The following is a 22418-nucleotide window of genomic DNA, read 5'->3' on the forward strand; positions in this document are numbered from 1 at the left end:
AAGACGTCACCAACACCCTGGAAAGCATGGGAGGTCTCGCGTTGTGAGCAGTGACGACGTCGTTCTCCGCCGCGCGGGCAGCGCCGACGCGCTCCCCGCGGCCAACGTGTGGCTGCGGTCCTTCGCCACCGCACTGCCGTCAGTGCGCTGCGCGCACGACGCCGCCGAAGTCCGAGACTGGTTCTCGCGCGTGCTCGTGCCGCAGTACGAGACCTGGGTGGCAGCCACCGAAAATACTGTGGTGGGGGTCCTGGTCCTCAACGGCGCGGAGATGAAGCAGCTCTACCTCGACCCGGCCTGGCGCGGGCGGGGGCTGGGCGACCGGTTCATGTCCCTGGCCAAGGATCAGCAGCCTGACGGACTGACGCTGTGGACGTTCCAGGTCAACCAATCGGCACAGCGGTTCTACCAGCGGCACGGCTTTGTCGAGGTCGAGCGAACGGATGGCCTGCGCAACGACGAGCGTGAGCCGGACGTTCGCTACATCTGGCAGCCCCACCCGGCACGCTGACGACGCAGGCGGTCACCCGTACTCCAGGGTGACCGCCTGAACCGTGCTGCCGGTCTACGGTGTCGCCATGACAGTTCTGATCGTCGGCGGCAGCGGCTTCCTCGGGACCGAGCTGGTCCAACAGACGACAGCAGCCGGGCACACGACGGTCGCGACCTACGCGACCAGGCCCGGCCCAGCCTCCCCAACTAGGTGGTGCCCCCTCGACCTACGGGATGCTGGAAGCGTGGACGCCGTCATGGCCGAGGTGCGCCCGCAGCTCGTGGTGAACGCATCGAGCGGCCTGGCCGACTGGGCGACCACGGCTGAGGGGCCTGTCCGGCTCGCGCTGGTGGCGGCACGGTACGGATGCCGCATGGTCCACGTGTCGAGCGACGCGGTGTTCTCCGGTGCGGGAGTCCACTACGACGAGTCCAGCCTTCCCGACCCTGTCACCCCGTACGGCGCAGCCAAGGCGGCGGCCGAGACCGGGATCCTCGCCGTGCACCCGAAGGCGGCCGTCGCCCGTACATCGCTGATCATCGGCCACGGCCGCTCGGTCCACGAGAAGTTCGTCCACGAACTCGCTGCGGGCACCCGCGACGGCGTGCTGTTCACCGACGACATCCGCTGCCCGGTGCATGTTGCCGACCTGGCCGCCGCCCTCCTGGAGCTGGCTGCGGCCGACGCGGCCGGTATCCACCACCTCGCGGGCCGGGACGCCATCAGCCGCCATGAGCTTGGCACCCTGATCGCCAAGCGCGACGGACTCGATGCCACCCGGCTGCCCACGGGTCTACGCGCCGACAGCCCACTGCCCGGCGCCCTCGACGTACGCCTCGACAGCCGGGCGACACAGCGGATCCTGCGGACCACGCTGCGCGGCGCCCGGCAGTTCTGTGCCATGCCCGCCAGGACAAAGCCCACGGGCAGGCCGGCCCCTGTGCCGCATTGACGCCACTCTCTGACTGCGGCATCGCCCAAAGACACGGTTCAGGCCCGCCCAAGCGGATCACCGCCAGTGCCTGAGTACGCGGGCGATGAGGCCGCTGGCACCGGTCAGGACACCCACAACTGCCGCGCCTACCGCCAGCGGCTCGGCCGCGGACGGGTGGACCAGGGCCACGTAGACCACTGCTGACATCATCAACAGTCCCAAGCCTCTCCGCCACCCGCTACGTCCTGTCGGCACACCCGGAAAGGAAGAACGGCCCCATGGCCCCGTAAGCCCCGCCCCGTAGCCAGGTGGAACGTGCGGAATCACGGCCCTGGAGATCAACGAATGAGTAGGCCGAGTCGTACGGTCCACCTGCTCGCCGCCGTACTGCGCGACGGCCGGGACCCGGCCGCCGTTGCGCCCCGCACCCGCACCCGCGCCCCTGCCGAGGCACTGGCGCCGGATACCGGCCTGGGCGAGCAGGCGCTGCGCGACATCGTGGCGGCCATGCTGGACGGCGAAGCCACGGTCAAACGCCTGCGTCGCGAGAACGGCCAGGTCTGGCTCGTCCCGCACAACACGGCCTACCAGCCGATCCCCGGCGACGGCGCAGTTATTCTCGGCAAGGTGATCGCCGTCCTGCGCGCGCTCTGACCCAGAGCGCCTCACGCCGTCGGCGGGCCTTCCGCGAAACGGCGTACGCACCCGGCTCCCTCACGAGCCACCAGGAACGCCAGCCCCTACCAGCACGACGACGGGACCCGACTTGACCCAGATGCCCGGAGCACGCGTGCCGGGACGGACCTGGACGGTCCGCCTCACCGGCCACCCCGATCACACCGTGTCCGTCACCTGCAGCACCGCCGCGTGCCGGATGCCGCCCCGCTCGAAAGACGCCGCGAGCATGCGGCGCTTCGCCGCAGAACACGCCAAAGCCCACGGCCGCCTCGCCGGCGCCCGCCCCAACGCCGCCTGCAGCTGCGGCAGCACCCAATGTGCCCTCCATGAAACCCGCGTCCACTGCGCTGGCCCCAGCCTCCTGGTCCTCGTCCACAACCCCGCCGTCGGGCAGGTCTGGACCCTGGCCGAGGTCTGCCAGGCCTGCGCCCAGAGCATCCAGCACATCACCATCCTGGCCGCGGGCAAGCCCGCACTCCCCACCCCTGCGGCCCCGGCCGTGGAGCAGCCGACGCAGCGTGCCGCGGTGCCGGGCGGATTCTCCTCACCGGAGGCCCCGCCCGATCCTTCACCGGGGCGCCGCCGCCTCCACCGCGCCCACCGGCAGCGCCGCTCGGGAAGCTGAGCCCGACGCGGGGCCCAGCGCCCGAGCCGGCACAGCTCAGACGGGCGCGCGGAGGGCGGCTCACGGGCAATGGGTCAGGTTCGGGTCACGCCGTATCCGGTGTCGTTGAGGGCGGCCGTCCAGACCTCGCGGTTGAACCACTTGGTGATGTCCCGCTGCATCGCGGTGATGGTGTCCATCCTGGCCTGCCAGTCGGTGCCGGTGGGTCGCTTGTCCTGGCAGCCGGTGCAGCCGTCCTCGCCATGGATGTGTCCGGCCATCCAGGCGTTGACGGCGACGTTGAGGATGACGCTGTAGAGGTCGCCGCCGTTCTCCTCCAGGGCATCGGGCACGCCTGCGAGGATCAGCGCGAGCTCGGGGTTGTCGACGGGAGGCATCGGCGCACGCCCCACCTGGCCGGGCGCGCTGCTGTCTTCGGCGGCCTGCCGCTGCTGGGCGATGCTTGCCGCGAGGCCGGCTGGGTCGAAGTACCGCCAGGCGGAGCGCTCCTGGATCCCGAGCCGCTCGGCGACGGTGCGGATGTTCCGCTCGATGGTGTCGGCGACCGTACCTGGGCGGACGGTCACGCCCCGGCGGGCCAGCTCGGCCAGGGTGCTGGCGACGGCTTCCCTGAATGGTTTGGTGTTCCGCATGGGTGCATCCTTCAGGAAAGCCCACGGTCCCATGCTCCGAATCCATGCCGCTTCATGCCTGGGAGGGTGAGTTGGCCTTCGACTTCGAAGGTGGGCCGCTGTGCGATCGACCGGCCGACCACTCCCGGTGAACTCCCTGAGACGATTCCGCTGGAGGTCCTTCTCCGCGATGACGGTGCGGAGCACGGACTGATCGACGTGGGGAGTGACGGGTGTCTGCGAGCTCGTTCGGCCAGGCTCTAGTCGTCCACACCCAGGACGGTGCGCGCGCAGCTGAAGAAGGTGTCCAGCGCCTCTTGGTGCTCCTGCCAGGACTGGGCGAGCAGAGGATCAATCTCAGGTTCCAAGCAGTCGTCGAGTAGAGCCGACGCCTGCTCCGAGTTCAGGGCCGGGAGCCGGTCGAGGGCCGCGGACGCTGCATCGCGCACCTCCCGATGTTCGTGCCATCAGATGCATACGCGGCGCGGAAGGCGTTCAGGGCGGCCACAGCGCGGCGGGAGTCCTCGTACTCCGGCGTCCAGGAACGGACGTTCACCAGCTGCATGTGCAGCCGGTACGCCTCACCTCGGTGGTGAGCAAGGTGCTGAACGTTCTGCGCCGCTCTCACCAAGCGGGAGGACGCGTCGGTGAGAGAGGTGGGAGCGACAAGTTGGACCACACCCCAGGCGTCCAGGAGTTCGTCGTAGGCGGGCGTGGAGTCCGTGTCGGTCTCCCTGTACATCGTGTGCAGAACGCGACCGAGCACCCTGTCAGCGCGGATCAGGTTCCTCACTGCACTGATCCGCTGCTCACGCAGAGCAGTGGCGCGCGCCTCGGCTGTGGCACGGTCGGCCTGTTCCCGGACGGCCCGAAGGGTCGCTGTCGCAGCCGTCTTCGCTGCCTGTTCTGCGGCTTTGGCCTGTGCGAGTCCTCCGCGGGCCTGGAGCCAGGCACCGAGCCAGGTGCCGGCGAAGGCGAACACGATGGGGAGGAGCGCGAGTATGAGCACCTGGTGCTCCTTGAGGAAGTCGGTCACGCACGGATCTTCTCCCGTAGGGGTCTCCTTCGGGAGCCCGTCAACCCCACCTCAAGCTCATAGCAGCACGCCTCGTCGCGGGCCCCGGTATGTTCCCAGCGTCCCTTGGCGGGCCCTCCGCAGCTCGAGTCGCACAGCCGGTCCGGGTGACGAGCGCACCCCGCGGGGTGTACAGCCGATCCCGGCCATTCACGCGCCGGTTTCCGGGCGGATTGAGGCGAAGAAGAGGCCCGGACCAGCCCCGATTGTGAGATATTGATGGTATAGTTGTCTTGTTGGTCGGCGGTGGCAGTCGACCAGCACACCGAATCCGTATCTCACTCCCCAGGGAGAGCTATGACCACGCCCATGACGCAGGTCGCTACCTCCGGCACCGCGAAGAAGGAGGAAAAGCAGCCCGTAAAGCCGACCGCCAGCTTCGCAGGAATTCACGCGGAGATCATCGACGCTCTGAATTTCGCTGAATTCGGAATTGCTCCGAAGACGCAGCCGCCCGCGCAGCGCGGCGTGCTGATCGAGACCAGCCGGAACCGGATCGTCTTCAGCGCCCACGACTTCGAGACCTCCGTGTCGGTCACGATGCCCGCCGCGACACCGCTCGCGCAGGGCTCCTCGCTCCTCGACTTCCCCGAGCTGAAGAAGACCCTCGCGGCCATGGTCGCCGGGGAGACCAAGGCCGTCGCCGCCCGGACCGGCGTCTCGCTCGACGGAGACCTGCTGGCCACCGAACACCTCACGGTGCCCGTCACCACGCACGACATCCACGAGTACACCAAGCCGCTGGACGCCGTGCCCGCCATGGCAATCATGGACACGCAGACCTTCCTGCGCCAGCTCAACCGCGTGCTGCCCACGGCGGGCCGCGACGACACACTGCCTGTGCTCACCGGCATCCAGATCACGCTGGACGGCGAGACGCTCACCATGGCGGCCACCGACCGCTACCGGTTCGCCGTCGCGGAAGTCCCCGTCACCTCCACCGCAATGCCGTCGGAGAAGCCGCTGGCAGCGCTCATCCCGGCCGACACTCTCTCCGCGCTGGCCAAGCGGCTGAAGACCCACGACAGCCCCGTGGGTATCGGCATCCTCGAAGACGACCACGCCGACGGGGAGCCCGTCGCCAACTGGCCCGTCGCCCGCGCCACGCTGTCACTGGGAGCCGTCACCGTCACCATGCGCTCGCTGGACGGCAGCCTCCCCAAGCACCGGACGCTGTTCCCCAAGACGTGCGACACGTCGGTCCAGCTCGACCGCGCCACGACCGTACGGGCAGTGAAGAAGTGCCAGGCCATCCTGACCGCCAAGGGCCTCAGGAGCGTCCCCGTGGTGTTCGCCTGGGACGCCGACGGCAACCTCACGCTCGCCCCCCGTCTGGACACGGCCGAAGGCACGGCCCGCACCAAGGGCATGCCCGTGCCGATGACCATCACGCACGGCACCGGCGAGGGCCTGCGCGGCGGCCTCGCCGCCTTCAACGCGGGCTTCCTGCTGGACGCGCTCGGCACCTTCACCGGCGACACCGTGACGCTGCACCTCGGCGAGATGAAGGACGGGCAGATCAGCAAGCCCGGGCTCTTCACCGAGGGGCCCGAGATGGCGGGTGACGGCTACAAGCACCTGGTGATGCACGTCCGCCTCGCCTGACCGACCGGCGGTACGCGGGGGTGGGGTCCACGGGCCCCACCCCCGCACCCCCGCCGGCCCGCGACGGCCATGCCTCACCTGCGCGCCCGACCCGCTCCGGTTCACCCGCAGGAGTGAATCGCCCCTCGCGTACGCGGGCGGGGATCTGGCGGTGTGGGCCCAACTACCCGCCAAGCAAGGGCTATTGTCAACATAAAGGATCTTTCGGAATCTTTCGGGCATGGCTACAGATGGGGGCCCGGAGAGGAGTTCGTGATGGGTAAGCAGCGGGAGTTCTGCGACGAGCAGGCGGCGGCCGGGAGGCTCGGAGTCCCGGTGGCCGCCTGGCGGTGGGCGGCAGGGTCCGGACTGGTCTGCTTGTTGACGGCGGACTTGAGCTTCACCGAGACCCGGTGGCCCGTAGCGCCGCGCCGTACCAATGGGTGGTGGGGAGGGTCTCTAGGCGGTCTCTGTGGCGACCCTCGCGGCCTGACCACCGGCCATGACTGGCGTCCCCCTCACGCGCATCAAGGCTCAACACGGTTCGGGACCATCGCAGTTGCTCGGCGACGCGAGAGAGCTGTTGGGCGCAGCCATACGGATTGGGCGACGGTCCCGGCAGATTGCGGCCAGGGTCGACTTGGCGTACCCGTGCCTCCTCGGCAAGCAGCGTGACGGTGTGCCCTAATATCGCGTCTGAAGTGCACAAACGCGGTGGCGCGCCGGGCTTTACAGAACCCTCACGGAACGGAATATGATCCTCCGCTAGTCGCATGCGCGGCTGATCAGGGGAGGGCCCAAGCACCATGAGTGATCACATAACGCCGCGAAACTGGGGCAGAGGAAGGTGGCTGAAGCGAAGAGCCCTGCCTCGCATAGCCCTCGCGGTGGCTGGACTGCTGGCAGTCGAAGCAGCAGTCGTCGTCGAGGGGACGGGCGAGGCGGTGGCCTTGCAATCCCAACTGCCCGACGTCGACTACTCCCAATACGCCACGGAAGCGGACGATCTGCCGTCTGCGTTGGTCGCTGCCCGTTTGTCGGGGAAGCGAGTGGAGGCATTGTCGGAGCGAACGGAGTCCACGACGACGTGGGCCAACCCCGACGGCACCGTGACATCGGACGCGGCATCCGGACTGGTTCGCTTCCGAGACGAGGTCACACGCAAGTGGCGGACGATCGATGTCGATCTGGCCAAGACTGTGGACGGCTCGATCGCCGCCAAGGACCATCCGTTCGGCCTCAAGCTGGCGGGCAGGACGGCGACTACGCAGGCTGCGAGGGTGAGGGCGTCCGGGGACGCTGGTGAGGCGCAGACCGCCCCCGTGCCGCTGGTCACGCTGGATGCCGGCGATGGCAAGGAGCTGGGCCTGGCGTGGCGTGGCGTGCTGCCGGAGCCTTCTCTGTCAGGGACGACGGCGCGCTACGCCAACGTGCTGACGGCGACGGATCTGGTCATCGAGTCGACCCGTACCGGCTTTGAGCAGTTCCTGGAGCTGAAGGACCGTTCGGCGATCGATGCGAATGGCTCGGTGACCCTGACGCTGAATGCCAAGGGTATCGAGGCGCGCGCGAACGCGGACCGCTCGGTGACGTTCCTGGACTCGACGTCGGGTAAGCAGGTGGGCCTGCTGCCGGCGCCGGTGATGTGGGACGCGTATGTTGACCCGAAATCTGGTGAGCACTCGCGGCGGGCCGATGTCGGATTGCAGGTCACTCAGCGCGGTGACGCGGTCGATCTGACACTGACTCCGGACGCAGACTTCCTGGCCGACCCGACAACGATGTTCCCTGTCACGGTTGACCCGGCGGTTGCCATCGGTTCCAGCTTCGACGCCTTCGTCCAGCAGGGCTATGCGACGGACATGTCGTCCTCGACGGAGCTGAAACTGGGGAACAACGGCTCGAGCCAGATAGCGCGATCGTTCCTGAGCTTCCCCATGGCGAAGATCGCGGGCAAGCAGATCCTGGGCGCGAAGCTGAGTCTGTGGGAGTTCCACTCCTGGTCATGCACGCCAAACAGCTGGGAGGTCTGGGACACGGGTTTGGCCACCACGAGCTCTCGCTGGACCGCACAACCGGGCTGGTACAACAAGTGGGCGACGTCGACGGCCACGAAGGGCCACTCGTCCACATGTGCTGACGGCTGGGTTTCCCAGGATGTCAAGAACCTGCTGTCCGCATGGGCTGGCAACGGCAACAGCACGAACACGCTGGGGATCCGGGCCACGACCGAGTCTGATCCGTACTCGTGGAAGCGGTTCAATTCGGGTAACGCTGGCACAAACATGCCCTACCTGTCGGTCACTTACAACACCATTCCGACGATCGGCAACCCAGTGACCGCCACGCCGGGACGTGCTGCAGCGGGAAAGAACTGGGTCACCTCGACTACACCCACGCTGAGCTACGCCCTCAGCGACAAGGAGACCAACCTCCTCAGATACAAGTTTGAGCTGTGGGAGGGCACCACCAACCTTGAGGCCTACGACACCAACGCCTGGAACCCTGTCGGGAGCACTGTTTCTCGCACGGTGCCTGCGGGCAAGCTGGTCAACGGCCACACATACCACTTCTCGGGCCGAGCCAGCGACGGCGCCGCGTGGTCGAACTGGCTCCCGGACTACTACTTCACCGTCGACACCACCAAGCCGGCCACGACCGGCATCTCCTCTGGTGACTTCCCGGTCAACACCTGGTCCGGAACCCCGGACGCCAATGGGAACTACTCTGGCTCGTTCACCTTCGCCCCTCCCGCCAGCGACGTCGCTGAGGTGCAGTACCGCCTGGACAGCGGGTCGTGGACCAGCTCGTCCACGAGCGGCAGCGCGGTAAGCAAGACGCTGTCCTTCGCCGCAGGCAAGCACACCGTTGCGGCCCGTACCGTGGATCCTGCCGGCAACGTTTCAGCTGAAACCTCACACGTCTTCTACGCCGGCTCGGGTGCCGCGCTGCTGACGCCCGGCCAGGGTGAACGCCCTGCTCGCCGTGTGGGCCTGTCGGCCGAGGGGCAGAGCTCCTACACCGGCGTGACCTACCAGTACCGCCGCGGCGAGACGGACACGTGGAAGGACGTCCCGGCTACCGACGTGCGCAAGGGCTCCGACACCATCTCCGGCTGGCCGGTGGCCGTGTCGAACGGCAAGCCCGACGGTTTGACCTGGAACATCACCGACACGCTGGCTGAGGACGGCCCGATCGAGGTCCGCGCCGCGTTCACTGACGGCTCGACGACCGAATTCTCGCCGGTGAACACGATCACCGTGGACCGCAACGCCGGGACTGCGCCTTCGGAGTCAACTGGACCTGGGTCAGTGAACCTGCTGACCGGTGATTACACACTGTCGTCCACGGATGCGTCGCTGTTCGGCTTGTCGGTGTCGCGCACGGCCTCGTCACGCCGGCCCGACGCAGGGGGGAAGCACGATGGTCAGGCGGCGATCTTTGGTCCGCAGTGGACGTCGGGCACCGTCGCGGAGATCACCGAGTCGGACTGGGCATATCTGAAGAAGACGTCTGCGACATCGGTCGCGCTGGTCGACTCAGAGAGTGGTGAGCTTGGCTTCACCGCCACCGCTGGTGGGGGCTGGAAGCCGGAGCCGGGCGCAGAGGATCTGATCTTGACCGGCTCGCTCTCGGGATCGTTCACGCTGAAGGACACAGACACAACCGTCACTGTGTTCACGAAGCCCGACGCCTCCGCTACGACCTGGCAGGTCGCCTCCAGCACCATGGAAGGCCTCGCTCAGTCGACGACCACGGTGATCTCCGAGACCGTGACCGTGGACGGCAAAACGCTCGCCCGCCCCAAGCGGATCATCGCGCCCACCTCGGCCGCATCGGCGACCACGTGCACGGCCACGCCGTCCACGAAGGGCTGCCGCGCTCTGGAGTTCGTCTACGGCGCCACAACTACTGCGACCGACACGGTCTTCGGTGATGTGGCCGGCCAGGTCAAGGAGATCCGTGCTTGGTCCACCGAGCCCGGTGCTTCTTCCGCGACCGCGAAGGCGGTGCAGACGTACCGCTACGACGGTTCGGGACGCCTGCGCGAGACCTGGAACCCACAGATCAGCCCCGCGCTGAAGACTGCTCACGGCTACGACGCAGCAGGGCGGGTCACCTCGCTCGCCCCCTCGGGCCAACTGCCGTGGTCCTTCGTGTACGGCAGGGCAGGCAACGCCGCCACAGCTGGCGACGGCATGCTCCTGAAGGTCAGCCGTTCGGGCCTGCAGCAAGGAACCAAGGACGTCGAGTCCGGCACCGCGAGCACCAGCATCGTGTACGACGTGCCACTGACGGGCGACGACGCTCCGCACAAGATGGGGTCTGCGGACGTCCAGGCGTGGGGGCAGACTGACGCCCCGACGGACGCGACCGCGGTATTCCCTGCTGACGCTGTTCCGGCAGCCCATTCCGGTGACCAACTGGCGGCTGATGACTACGGCCGGGCCTCGATCACCTACAGCAACGCCTCCGGGCGCGAGGTGAACACGATTGACCCGGGCCGGAACGTCGTCACCACGGAGTACGACCGCTTCGGCAACACCGTCCGTGAGCTGACCGCGGGCAATCGGGCACTCGCCCTGGGCGGCACAACAGCTGACCAGGCAACGCTGACCGACTTGGGCATCATCGGTCTGCCCGCCCAGGATCGCGCCGATCTTCTCGCCACCAAGTCCGTGTACGACAAGGACGGGATCCGCGAGCTCGAGGAGTTCGGCCCTCTGCGCCGGATGACTCTGGCTGGCGAGTCCGTCGTGGCCCGCTCTTGGACAACCAACGAGTACGACGCAGGCCGCCCGACCGACGGCACGGCGAAGATTGAGAACCAGGTCACCAAGAGCACTACTGGTGCCCAGGTCCTGGGCACCACGGCCATGGCCGACGCGCGCGTGGCGCAGACCCTCTATGACTGGGTCAACGGCCTGCCGATCAAGACGATCAAGGACCCTGCTGGTCTCGCCGTCACCGAGACCACCGAGTACGACAGCTTGGGCCGGGTCACCAAGCAAATGCTGCCGGAAGCCACCGGAACCGATGCCGCAACGCGGGTGACGACCTACTGGTCCGCCACGGGCAGTGGCGCCTGCCAGGGCCGGCCTGAGTGGGCTGACCAGGTCTGCTCCACAGGACCAGCTGGCGCGATCACCGGCGGTGGCACGAACCCGTCCCAGTTGCCCACCACAACCACCGAGTACGACTGGTGGGGCAACCCGACCAAGGTCACCGAAACGGCCAACGGCGTCACTCGCACCACCACGAGCACCTACGACAACGCCGGACGCCAGACCAAGACCGTCATGACAGGCGGACTCGGCCAGGCAGTCCCGGAGTCCACAACCGAGTACGACCCGGCCACCGGCCAGGTCATCAAGACCGTCTCGCCAACCGGCGGAACCATCACCAGGGAGTACGACAACCTCGGCCGGTCCGTCTCATACACCGACGCCGACGGCGCGGTGACCCGGACCGAATACGACCTGCTGAACCGGCCGGCCAAGACCACAGACTCCGCCCCGTCCACGGTCACCTACACCTACGACACCGCCCTCGAGCCCCGTGGCCTGGTCACATCCACCACGGACTCGATTGCCGGGACCTTCACCGTTACCTACGACGCTGAGGGCTCCGTGGCAACCGAGAAGGTGCCCGGCGGCTACACCCTCTCCGTCACTGAGGACACAACTGGCTCGTCCACCTCGCGGATCTACACCCGCGACAGCGACGGCCAGGTCGTCTTCTCGGACACGGTGGAAGAGTCCGTCCACGGCCAGATCACCGACCACGCTGGCTGGTCGCAGCAGGACTACACCTACGACGCCATCGGTCGCCTGACCAGCGTCAACGACACCGTCGGCGACGTGTGCACGCGCCGCACCTACGGATTCGACAAGCGCACCAACCGCACTGGATCCACCACCGTTGAGGGCGCCGCGGGTGCTGCCTGTCCCGCCACCGGAGGAACCAGCTCCACCCACACCTACGACAGCGCGGACCGCGTCACTGACGCCGGCTACGTCTACGACGCCTTCGGCCGCACCACCAGCCTGCCCGGGAACCAGATCGGCTACTACGCCAACGACCTGGTCCACCAGCAGACCAGCGGTAACCAGCGTCAGTCCTGGCAGCTCGATACCAACCAGCGCCTGCGCTCCTGGATCGTCGAAGAGAACACCGACAGCATCTGGACCCAGACCGCAGCCAAGGTCAACCACTACGACGGCGACGGCGACAGCCCCCGCTGGATCACCGAGGACACCACCGACGGGACCATCAGCCGCAACGTCGACTCGGCGTCCGGCGACCTCGCCGCCACCACCAGCGGCAGCGGAGACACCGTCCTCCAGCTGACCAACATCCATGGCGACGTCGCTCTCCAGCTCCCGCTGGACCCGGCCGAAGCTCCGCTCGTGTTGGACAACGACGAGTACGGCAATCCCCGCGCCGGGCAGCCGGCAGCGCGCTACAACTGGCTCGGCGGCAAGCAGCGTTCGAGCGAGGCACTCAACGGACTCGTCCTCATGGGCGTCCGGCTCTACCGTCCTCAGTCAGGCCGATTCCTCTCCATCGACCCCGTCTACGGCGGAGGCGCCAACGCCTACGAGTACGCAGGCGCGGACCCGGTAAACAAGTTCGACCTCGATGGGCGCTGCTGGGCTCACTACACCTGCTACACCAAACCAGTCACCAACTGGTGGTCGGGCGTGCGTAAGCGCCACGCGTCCGCCGACATGGCCCATTCCATCGGATCCCTGGGAATCAGCTACTATCTGGCCCGCCGCGGTGGGGCAGTCTTCACCCGGATCAAGTGGCGCCACATTCGACACCCCAAGCGAACCTGGACTACCTTCAAGCGGAGCTGCCGCACATTCGGATGGTATGAGTGCGGAGCTGCCGCTTTGGGTGGATGGAACGCCGCATCCAACGCCGGGGGTCACGTGAAGAACATCGGCCGGCACACGTCCCGCTTCATTCTGAACGCTGGCGTATGGTGGCACAACGCCCGAGAAAAGCTCAGAAACTGGAAGAGGCCCTGGGCGGCACGAACCAGGCGGTACAGCAAGTGGCGAGGCAGCTGGTGAACGGGAAGCGAAAGCCCAGAGTAAAAAGCGCATTCATACTCTGGTGTGCAGTCCTCTTCTTTGCGGTCTTCGATGAACATCACGGAATCATGTATCAGGTGATGAACTGCCTGCTCATAGCGGTCACGCTGCTGTTCGGTATGGAGCTCGTGCGTGCCGGCTATCTCTGGTGGCGTCAGAGAGGTCAGAGCCGAAATCAGTAATAGACCGAGCGGGATCGTGAAATCCTCGCGCGTCAGTTAGCGCCTCACTTCGGATTTCAGCCAACCGCTCAGGCTTACTCGCAAGGCGGGCCGCGATCCCCGGAGGGATCGTGGCCCGCCTCTTTGGAAGCATCGCCGGTGAACACGGCCTGCTGGATGCGCAGCGGCGGCAGCAGGACCGTGGACCCAGCCCACTGCAGCTGGCAGCGCGGGATGCCGTAGGGCTCTCGCCGGTAGCTGGACTGCCGCCGACGGCACGCAGGTGATCCGTCGCAACCATCCACCCCGTACTCAGGAGCAGGTTGACAGCCAGATAGCGAGGTTCGGTCGGATCGTTTGCTGACCCTCTGCTACTCGTCACCAGCGAAGATGACCTCACCGGCTGGGCAGAGGAGTGCGACGCCCCCGAACGCGACACGGCCGCCGTGAGGAACGGTCGGCCAGTCGCATCAGCGATCACCTAGGGCCGCAGCCGCGACAAGCGAGGCCGCGCGATGCACCGGATCACGGCTGAGAAGCCCTCCGTCGACCTGATCCCCCTCACAGGCCTCTGCCGCCCCGGCACCGGATGGCCTCCCCCTCGCCTTTGAACTCCATCGCGTTCCTCTTCTTGATCAGACGGCTGACCTTTGGCTAGCCTCACGCCAATACGGTGTGTGACGCACGGGAGACATCCTGTGCGCAGTCCGACGGCGCATGGGGGGTGGGCTGTGCCTGACTCGATAGCCGTGCCGACGGGTGTCCAGCCGATCAGCTTCGACGTGCACGCAGTCCGCGGGGGAAGCGCCGGCGGGGCTCGCGACGACTTCGAGTCAATGGTCGCTCAGCTCGCCGCCGCGACGACCCCAGGCGTGCGGTCCATCGCCGCCAACCCGGGCGACTGGGGCATCGACGCCTTCGCCGGAAACCTCGGTGGAACGATCACCGTGTGGCAGTCCAAGTACTTCATGCCAGCCACCACGAAGAAGCACACGCAGCAGGTCGAAAAGTCGCTCGCCAACGCGTTGAAGGCAGCCGCCGAGAACGGTCACACCATCGCCAGCTGGATTCTCTGCATCCCCTCCAGCATGGACGGCCCCATGACGGCGTGGTGGGACAGGTGGAAGAAGGCGAGGGAGACCGAGCACAACCTGGTCATCCAGCTCTGGGACGAGACCGCCCTCCGTAAGAAGCTGCTCAGCCCCGAGGGCGATGACGTACGGCGGGGGTTCTACGAGACCTACGCTCAAGCCGCCCACGCCCCCGTTGAGCAGCTTCGGCTGGTGCTCGAAGTCGAGGACGACAAGGCAGCCGCTCTTGGCTCCGCCTTGTTCATCCGGCAGATGACCGAGGCCGGCCACGTGGAGCTGGACTCGGCCAAGCGCCAGTTCTTCAATGCCGACCTGGTGGCCCGTGAGATCGCGCATAAGGGCGTGCCGACAGAGGTAGCGGCTCTCAGCTCGACCGATGCGACCCTGCACGGTTTGTGGGAGATGCAGTTCAACGAGTGCGCCGCTGAGAACGCGATCCCGGCTCTGCACACTCGTGTCTGGCGGGATGTACGCAACGAGCACGACAAACTGCCGAAGTCCCTGCGCCTGGAGCTCGTGCACAGCTGGGGGCTGGTGCACCGGCTGGTGGACAACCGCAAGGCGGGCTGGGTCAAACACTGGCGGCAGATTGCCGCCGAGCACACCAACGGCTGACCGCTGCCGTCGCCTGTCCTGTCAGACCTACGAGGGGTTCGTTGTGGAAGCACACCAGCCGGTGATGATGCCGGAAGATCAGGTGACGTTCCGGCTCGCGCAACTGCTGCTTCTGCTCGACGCCGTCGCCGGGCAGGACGCGAAGGGAGCGAGTCTGGAGCGCCTGGGCTACTACGACTTCCTGTCGGCGAACCCCTTTCTGGTCGTCGCTTCCGACGGCCGGGAGGGCAGTCTGTTGAGGCTGGCGGGGTTCGATCCGCAGGTGCTCTCGTACGCGTCGTCCTCGCAGCGCTTCACGAGTCGGCGGGAGCGCATCCAGCACGACCTCGCGCTGCTCGTCGCCTACGGGTGCTGCGAGGTCCACAACCGCAACGGCTCCTTCGTCTACTCGATCAGCAACCGCGGCCGGGAACTCGGGGCGTGCTTCACCGCCACCTACGCTGCGTCGTTCACCACCGCGGCGTCCATCGTCGTGCGTCACCTCCGCAAGCTCAGCGACAAGGCACTGCGGGAGCAGACCGCGCGATGGCTGCGGCCGGACGGAGGGGGCGGGCCTGGAGCCGCGCTCCTGAGCGTTCTGGGACCGGGGCTGCAAGCACCTGACATGCCCTGGGAGGGGTGACCACCATGCAGCCTCTGCCTGGCATCCGGATCCGGCGTCTGCGTCTGGCAGGCGTCAGCCGGAACTACGATGTCGACTTCACTCACGATCAGCGGGTGCGGGGTCTCTCAGTGGTGGCCGGGGCGTTCAGCTCGGGCAAGACCGCGGTGTTGGAGTTCATCGCCTACGGCCTGGGCGCGAAGCGCCATCCGCGTCATCCAGAGGTGCTGCGAAGGGTCCGCTCCTGCCTTCTGGAAGTGGAGCTGTCCGGCGAACCGCACGTGATCGAGCGGCCTGTCGGGGAACCGTCGAAGGTCGCCTACGTGCGCCTGGGGACGCTGGACCAGCCGGCGCTGGCCAAGCCAGAGAGCAGGCCCATCGAGCCGGCGGGAGCGCCCGAGAGCCTCTCCGCCCTGCTGCTGGGGCACTGCAAGCTCGAAGGGGTCCAGCTGCGGGAGGCCCCGTCGAGCCGTGAGTCTCGCACCGATCCCTTGAGCTTCCGGGACCTCATGGCGCTGGCGTTCCTGCCGAACGAGCGCATCGCCTCCATGAACTTCCTGTTCGAGAACGAGTTCATGAAGAAGCACAAGCTGAAGCAGGTCGTCGACGTCGTCTTCGGCGTTCACGACGACCGCGCGGTCGAGCTGGGGCAGCGCATCCGGGAGCTGGGCGCCCGGCTCACGCAGGCGCGCTCCGAACTCGCCGCCGCTCGGGCTTTTGTCGAAGAACAAGACACTCCCGTGGGCGACGCCCTCACGACCCAGACCTACGAGAGCGAACTGCTGGAGCTGAACGAACAGCTGCGGGCTCTGGACGAAAACGGCCAGGCCGGCACCGTCTTCATCAAGCGTTTGCGCCGCGAGCATCAGCAAGCCACCCGGCGCGCCCGGCGAGCCGTCGGCGTTGTACGCGACTGCGAGACACAACTCGCCCGCATGATGCCGCTGCGGGCGCAGTACGCGGACGACCTCGTCAAGCTCAACATGCTGGCCGAGGCGCAGCGCCTATTCGACCCCCTGAGCGTCACGACTTGTCCTGCCTGTCTGCACCGTCTTCCCTCTCGCCCGTCGGCGGCGAATGGTCATTGCAGCCTGTGTAGCCACGAGCTGCCCAACGACGACGGGCACCTGACGCTCGGCACCTCCGACGCCGGGTGCTCGCCGGATGAGGGGCGGCTGGATGTCGCCTCCGAGATCAGGGCCACCAAGGCCCGACTGAAGGAGATCACCGAGTACGTCGAAAGCCTCGACAGCTCCCTCGCGGCGTTGAAACTTCAGGCAGAAGACGCCGAACTTGCCGAGGAGCAGGCCGCCGCCGCGGTCGACCGGGCGACGATGCCTAGGGTCGCCCCGTTCCTCGCCGCTCGTGACGATCTCCAGCGCCGGCGCGAGGACGTCCTTCGCCACCTTCAGCACGCCGAGAACGCGATCAAGCTCCAGAACGGGCTGGAGAAGCGAGTCGCGCTAGTGGAACGGCACGAGACGCAGATCACCCGCCTGCGCGAGGAACGCGACCAGCTGGGTGATGCCGCCCAGGACCGGGACCTGATCATCGGCCGCATCAGCGGCCGGTACAGCGAGTTGCTGCGGCAGTGGCGGTACCCGAAGCTCAGCCAGCCGATGGTCGATACGAACCTGACTCCGTACGTGCGCGGCGACTCCTACCGCGAGGCATCGTCCGGCGCCCGAACGCTCCTGACCCTGGCCTGGCAACTGGCCGTCTTCGAGGTGGCCGTCGAATCCTCAGCCGCCCACCCCGGCTTCCTCATGATCGACAGCCCACAGAAGAACCTCGGTCACGGCGGAACCCGGGACGCTGTGATCGCAGACGCGGTCGCCATCGACGACTTCTACCGCCACCTGACCGGCTGGCTGGCGGAGCAGGGGTTCGGAGCACAGGTGATCATCGTCGACAACAGCCCGCCCACGCTTGTGGAGGACAACGTCGTGGTGCGGTACAGCCGCAGCGAGGACCGGCCCCCCTACGGCCTGATCGACGACGAAACCACAGCCGAAGAAGACGGCCAGCCGCCACCGCCTTACGCCGACCAGCCCTGACGGCCACCCCGCGGTGCAGCGGACCCGTTTCGCCTGTGCTCAGCTGCTCAGGTACGCGTCCTTGGGCCTTTCGGGGGCCAGGAAGCTTGCGCCGTGGTTGCGGTAGGCGAGTGCGGTGGATCGCGGGGTTGTGGTGGTGGGGTGGTTCAGCTTCGGCAGTGGGGCTGGCTCGTGGTGTCCGGGCCGGGGAGTGCTCGTGCGGGGCTGTCCTGCCTGCGGTTTCGCCGCGGACCGATGTCTGGTCCTGCCGGGCCCCCTGCCTTGGCCCGCCCCCGGCCCTGGCCCGGCCCCTCGGGTGGCCTGGACATGGTCTAGGTGTGGCCGTTGGCGGTGAGGGTGAGGGTGATGGTGCCTTGGGTGTAGCCGGTGAGGAGGTGGCGGGCGAGTTCGGAGAGTGAGCCGACGGTTTGGTCGTTTTGTCGGTGTGTTTCGGCTTGGGCGATGGCGTTGTCAGCGAGGTTGACGCCGACGGCGGTGTATTCGCCGCCGTCGGCGCGGTGCGCGGTCATGGTGATGTGCCCGGCGGCGTAGCTCAGGAGGAGGACTTCCAGGACGCGGGCGCCGGTGAGGTGTTCGTTCTTTGCCTTGGCGCTGGCTTCCTGCCATGTGTCCATGTCGAGGGAGAGTGAGCGTCGGCGTCGGGCGGGGGGCTGGTGTGCGGCGGCCGCGGGTAGGGGGTCGATTCGGCTGCGGTCGCTCATGACCAGCTCCTTTGCGTTCGGGGGCCCAAGGTTAGGGTGTGGGTGGTGTCTGGTGTTGTGGCGGGTGATCGCCCCAGTGGGCCGGGTACCGGGCGGGGGCCGGGGCAGGGCTGCTAACCCTGCTGCCGTTCTGGTGTGACCAGCTCGGGCCGGCCTCCGTTTCTACGCCCCGGCTGTATTCCCGGTGCCTTGCTGTAGCTGGTAGAGGTCTGCGAAGAGGCCGCCGGCGGTAACCAGTGAGGTGAAGTCGCCTTCCTCGACGACCTGCCCGCGGTCCAGGACGATGATTCGGTCCGCGAGGCGGGTGTTGACCAGTCGGTGGGTGACGAACACTGTGGTCCGCCCGTTCGCGAGGGCTTTGAGTCGTTCGAAGACGTGGTGCTCGGCGCGGGCGTCGAGGGCGGAGGTCGGTTCGTCGAGGATGAGGACGGGGGCGTCGCGGTGGAAGGCGCGGGCGATGGCCAGGCGCTGCCATTGGCCGCCGGAGAGGTCGTGTCCGCCCCACCAGGAGCGGGCGAGGAGGGTGTCGAGGCCGTCGGGGAGGCGGTCGATGACGTCTGTTGCGCCGGCTGCTTCCGCCGCGTCCAGCACGGATGTGTCGCCCGGCTCGCTGTGGCCCCCGAGGGTGATGTTGTCCCGGGCGGTCATGGGCCAGCGGGTGAAGTTCTGGGGGACCCGGCCGAGCCGGGACCACACGGAGTGCGGGTCGCAGGCGGTCAGGTCGTGTCCGTCCCATGACACGACACCGGTGGTGGGGAGGTACAGGCCGGCGAGGAGGTTGGCGAGGGTGGTCTTGCCCGATCCGTTCTCGCCGACCAGGGCGACGACTTCCCCGCGGTGGAGTTTGAGGTCGATGCCGTGCAGGGCCGGCCGGTCGCTGCCGGGGTAGGTGAAGCCGGCTTCGGCGGCGGCGATGGTGTCGGGCCCGGTGGGCGCAGCTTGTACGGTGCCGCGGTTGCAGCGCAGGAGCGCGGCGCGCCGGCAGAAGCTTTGCCAGTCGTCCAGGCGCAGCGCGGTGCGGAACAGCTCGGATCCGGCGCGCACCCAGGCGCTGGTCGCTCGCTGGCAGGCCTGGACGCCGACGATGGCCGTCGCGGCCTGGGGGAGGGAGAGAACGCCGCGGGCGGCGAGGGCCAGCAGGGCTGCCCACACGCAGCCTGCCGCCAGGGCGCCGGCGGCGTCGCCGGCCCAGCGCACGCGCATGATCCGCCGGACAGCGCGCAGGTCTTCCGTCTCGAGGCGGGCGGACACTGCCCGGTAGCGGTTGAGGAGGAAGGCGCTCATGGTCGAGGACCGCACCTCATCGGCGCTGTCCCTGTCGGTGGCGTACGAGCGCCATACGCTGCGCAGGCGGCTGTCGGACAGGGTCAGGTGCCGTGCCTCGTGCTCGACCCGCGCGGCCGCCACGGCCGTGACGGCACGCGGTACGGCGGCCAGTGCCAGCAGGGGCAGCAGCACGGGGTGCAGCACCGCGAGGTATCCGCCGGCGCCGATCAGCAGGCCGAGCGCGCCGATGAGGCTCTGCGCGGAGACCATGAGCTCGCGTGTGGCCTCGGCTCCCTCGCCGGCGGCCTCGAGGGAGTCCCCGAACCCCGGGTCCTCGTAGGCGGAGAGTTCCACCGCCGTCGCGGCGGTGAGGACCTGGAGGTCCGCCTCGCGGGTCACTTGGGGGGCGAGCCTGGCCGCCGCCAGCTGGGCGAGGCTTTCCAGGGCGTACCGTCCGGCCGCGCATGCGGCCAGTCCCGCGAGTGGCCACCGGGCGCCGGCCAGCCACGGTCCGATCCCGCCGGCGCCGCCGGGATCGGACAGCAGGGGACCGAGCACGGCCGCTGTCAGGGCCAGAGCGCCGGCAGCGGCGCCGGCGGCGAGGACCTGGGCCGCCAGCCAGAGCGCGACGGACCGCCGGTCGGTCCGCCAGCCCAGCCGCAGCGCGGTCCCCACGGTCCGGGGAAGCCGCGCCGCCATGGCCCGGACCGTCATCGACGCCGACACCTCCGCGTACGGGTCGGACCGCAACCGCATCACTGGCACGTCCGGAGCCTGCGTATCCGTCGCCGGGTTCTGCGTGATCATCGTCATGTCCTCACACCTGTGGGTTGGCGGTGCGCAGCAGGCGCACCTGATGGTGGCAAACGGCGCACCCGGGCGGGCGCACCTTCTGGTTCCGGGTCCCGGCCGTCTGTCGGCCGCGGTCCCGGTGTCGGGCCGGGGTTCAAGCCGCTCCCCGCGAAGCGGGTGATCGGGCCGCTGCGCGGCCCGCGAGAGCGGGCGCTGCGCGGCCCGCGAGAGCGGGCGCTGCGCGCCCTCCCGGCCCTGCCCGGCCGAGCTGCGGCTGCCGGGCCCACCCGGCAGGGTTGCCGGGGTACAAGCCGTTCCCCGCGCAGCGGGTGACCGCAGGACGCTGCGCGCCCTGCGCCCAGGGACAGCGGCCCCGCTGCGCGGACCGCCCAGCGCAGCGCCCCGGCCGGGGCGCTGCGCACCCCGGAGTCAGCCCAGCGACCGGATATGCAGATCCAGCGCGATCGGGGCGTAGACGGGCGTGTGAAGGGCTGCCGCCCGCACGCTGCGCGCGCAGTCATCGGCCGCCGCGAGGATGCCTGCCCGTGTGATCAGACCCCCATCGATCAACGGCGAGTTGGCCGCCATCCTGCGCAGCAGCGCAGGCCCGTGCTCATGCAGGGCCCGCGCCATCACGTCGGTGAACACCTCGCGCATCGGCGCACGCACCACGTGCGCGGGCAGTCCCCGCCGCGTGAGCCGCTCCCGCATGAGCCGCTTGTCCTGCCGCCACTGGTCGGGCAGCCAGCGGGCGAACCGGACGATCGGGAGTTCGGCCAGCGGGGCTACCGGCCACAGTCCACCGCGCAGCATGTACGGACTGACGGTGCGTAACGCCAGGAGCGTGGACTCGGCCACGGCCGTGGCCGGAGCCGTCCCGTGATCGCGCTCGGCCAGCGCCGCACGGGCGACCGGTCCGAGCCACGGCAGCACGGGCGCCGTACGCGCCCGGCGCCGCGCCGTCGCCATCAGCTCATCCCCGCCGAACCCGGCCACCACCGTCCGGACACCCGACGCCGCGAGCCGCGCCGTCAGCTCGGTCTGCGCTTCCACGTACGGCTCGTCGTAGACGCCGCAGCGCCCCAGCAGCCGGATACCCGAGGGCATGAGCGGCTGGTACTCCAGAGCCGGTACCAGCACGTCACGACTCAGCCGAGCCGCGCGGGTCAGGTGCTCCCGGCGCTCTCGCTGCTGGACGCCGACCGCGCCGGGGAGGAGCAGAGCACCCGCCGACACCTGGCCGGGCCAGGCGTCGCCCAGGGACAGCGCCAGGGTCGCGCTGTCCTGCCCGCCGGACAGCTGAACGGCCGTAGCCTCCCCTGTGATCGGGCGGCTCGCCAGCGCATCGGCGAGCAGGCTCTCGAAGCCCTCGACCGGATCGGCACCAGGGGCAAGGGCCCGGGGAAGGTCCCGCTTTGCTGGTTCCGGATAGGCGACGCTGAGGCCGCGAGCGCTCCACTGCGCCCGGGCCCCCACAGTCAGCATGACCAAGCCGTCGAGCACGGTCTCCCATCCGTACCGGCCGTGTCCGCTCAGGACGCGCGCGGCTTCCCTGGCGGAGAGCCGGTGCGGGCTGAGGTGGGACCGCAGTTCGGCGGGGTCCCAGGAGGCGTGCAGCGTGTCCCCTGAGGCGACGAGGTAGACCGGCGCGACCGAGTTCCCTGCGGTGATGGCCAGTCCGTCAGCCGAGAAACGCACGGTCAGCGAGTTCAGCGGCCATGAGTCCCAGGCGCTGGCGGTCGCCTGCACAGAGGCAACAGGGAGCACGCTGTGCCGGGGAAGCGAGGAGCCTGTCATCCGCTCACGGACCGTCAGCATCCACGTGCGCCCGTCCGTTGCCGTGCCCGCCTCCACTTGCGGGTGATCGAACGGCTCAAGCCAGCTTCCGCCTTCGGTCAGCCGCCTGCCGGACACCGACCACTCTCGCGTCAGAGACGAGAGGGAGATTGAGAATTTCAACACCGATACCCACCACCCTTTCCAAGGGCTGGAAACGAGAGCGGGGGCCGGAATTCGTGGAATTACGGCCCC

Annotated in this window: 13 protein-coding genes and 1 pseudogene; 9 read left to right on the forward strand and 5 right to left on the reverse strand. The window is 68.4% G+C overall.

Annotation, left to right across the window (positions count from 1 at the left end; all coding sequences use genetic code 11):
- Nucleotides 1-43 precede the first annotated feature (43 nt).
- The 4 genes and pseudogenes from ACFQ7Q_RS16650 to ACFQ7Q_RS16665 all read left to right on the forward strand — a co-directional run bounded on the left by ACFQ7Q_RS16650 (nt 44) and on the right by ACFQ7Q_RS16665 (nt 2730).
- A complete protein-coding gene (locus ACFQ7Q_RS16650; RefSeq protein ID WP_383555187.1) occupies nt 44-511 on the forward strand; it encodes a GNAT family N-acetyltransferase in 468 nt (155 codons plus the stop codon).
- A gap of 67 nt (nt 512-578) precedes the next feature.
- Nucleotides 579-1445 carry an SDR family oxidoreductase gene (locus tag ACFQ7Q_RS16655; RefSeq protein ID WP_383555189.1) on the forward strand — a complete coding sequence of 289 codons (867 nt, stop codon included), beginning with the start codon at nt 579-581 and terminating at the stop codon, nt 1443-1445.
- Nucleotides 1446-1919: 474 nt separating this feature from the next.
- A pseudogene (locus tag ACFQ7Q_RS16660) lies at nt 1920-2081 on the forward strand (LexA family protein); the annotation flags it as partial.
- A gap of 136 nt (nt 2082-2217) precedes the next feature.
- Complete coding sequence (locus ACFQ7Q_RS16665; RefSeq protein ID WP_383555191.1) at nt 2218-2730, forward strand: hypothetical protein; 513 nt, start codon at nt 2218-2220, stop codon at nt 2728-2730.
- Between the two features lie 74 nt (nt 2731-2804).
- Here the strand turns inward: ACFQ7Q_RS16665 and ACFQ7Q_RS16670 are convergent, their stop codons facing one another.
- Together ACFQ7Q_RS16670 and ACFQ7Q_RS16675 are read right to left on the reverse strand one after the other, a co-directional pair.
- Nucleotides 2805-3362, reverse strand: a complete 558-nt coding sequence (locus ACFQ7Q_RS16670) for a hypothetical protein (RefSeq protein ID WP_383555193.1) — start codon at nt 3360-3362, stop codon at nt 2805-2807.
- Nucleotides 3363-3744: 382 nt separating this feature from the next.
- The gene (locus ACFQ7Q_RS16675) at nt 3745-4377 is read right to left on the reverse strand and encodes a hypothetical protein (protein ID WP_383555195.1); all 633 of its coding nucleotides are present in this window, start codon (nt 4375-4377) and stop codon (nt 3745-3747) included.
- Nucleotides 4378-4725: 348 nt separating this feature from the next.
- On the opposite strand from ACFQ7Q_RS16675, the gene ACFQ7Q_RS16680 reads away from it, so the two are divergent.
- The 5 genes from ACFQ7Q_RS16680 to ACFQ7Q_RS16700 all read left to right on the forward strand — a co-directional run bounded on the left by ACFQ7Q_RS16680 (nt 4726) and on the right by ACFQ7Q_RS16700 (nt 17628).
- Nucleotides 4726-6021 (forward strand): hypothetical protein, encoded by a 1296-nt coding sequence (locus ACFQ7Q_RS16680; protein WP_383555197.1) that lies wholly within the window; start codon nt 4726-4728, stop codon nt 6019-6021.
- A 785-nt stretch (nt 6022-6806) separates the two neighbouring features.
- Nucleotides 6807-13082 carry a DNRLRE domain-containing protein gene (locus ACFQ7Q_RS16685; protein ID WP_383555199.1) on the forward strand — a complete coding sequence of 2092 codons (6276 nt, stop codon included), beginning with the start codon at nt 6807-6809 and terminating at the stop codon, nt 13080-13082.
- A 913-nt stretch (nt 13083-13995) separates the two neighbouring features.
- Nucleotides 13996-14970, forward strand: a complete 975-nt coding sequence (locus ACFQ7Q_RS16690; protein ID WP_383555201.1) for a serine/threonine protein kinase — start codon at nt 13996-13998, stop codon at nt 14968-14970.
- Nucleotides 14971-15013: 43 nt separating this feature from the next.
- The gene (locus ACFQ7Q_RS16695; protein ID WP_383555204.1) at nt 15014-15592 is read left to right on the forward strand and encodes an ABC-three component system middle component 2; all 579 of its coding nucleotides are present in this window, start codon (nt 15014-15016) and stop codon (nt 15590-15592) included.
- Between the two features lie 5 nt (nt 15593-15597).
- Nucleotides 15598-17628, forward strand: coding sequence for a DNA recombination protein RecN (locus ACFQ7Q_RS16700; protein WP_383555218.1), 2031 nt, complete (start codon nt 15598-15600; stop codon nt 17626-17628).
- Nucleotides 17629-17939: 311 nt separating this feature from the next.
- Here ACFQ7Q_RS16700 and ACFQ7Q_RS16705 read toward each other — a convergent pair whose 3' ends face one another.
- The 3 genes from ACFQ7Q_RS16705 to ACFQ7Q_RS16715 form a co-directional block, all read right to left on the reverse strand.
- Nucleotides 17940-18329, reverse strand: coding sequence for a hypothetical protein (locus ACFQ7Q_RS16705; protein ID WP_383555207.1), 390 nt, complete (start codon nt 18327-18329; stop codon nt 17940-17942).
- Between the two features lie 162 nt (nt 18330-18491).
- On the reverse strand, nt 18492-20408 hold the full coding sequence (locus tag ACFQ7Q_RS16710; protein ID WP_383555210.1) for an ABC transporter ATP-binding protein: 1917 nt from the start codon (nt 20406-20408) through the stop codon (nt 18492-18494).
- Nucleotides 20409-20816: 408 nt separating this feature from the next.
- The coding region (locus ACFQ7Q_RS16715) for an asparagine synthase-related protein (RefSeq protein ID WP_383555212.1) at nt 20817-22418 on the reverse strand (1602 nt) is incomplete at its 5' end.

Source organism: Streptomyces sp. NPDC056527 (genome assembly GCF_042794475.1).
GTDB lineage: Bacteria > Actinomycetota > Actinomycetes > Streptomycetales > Streptomycetaceae > Streptomyces.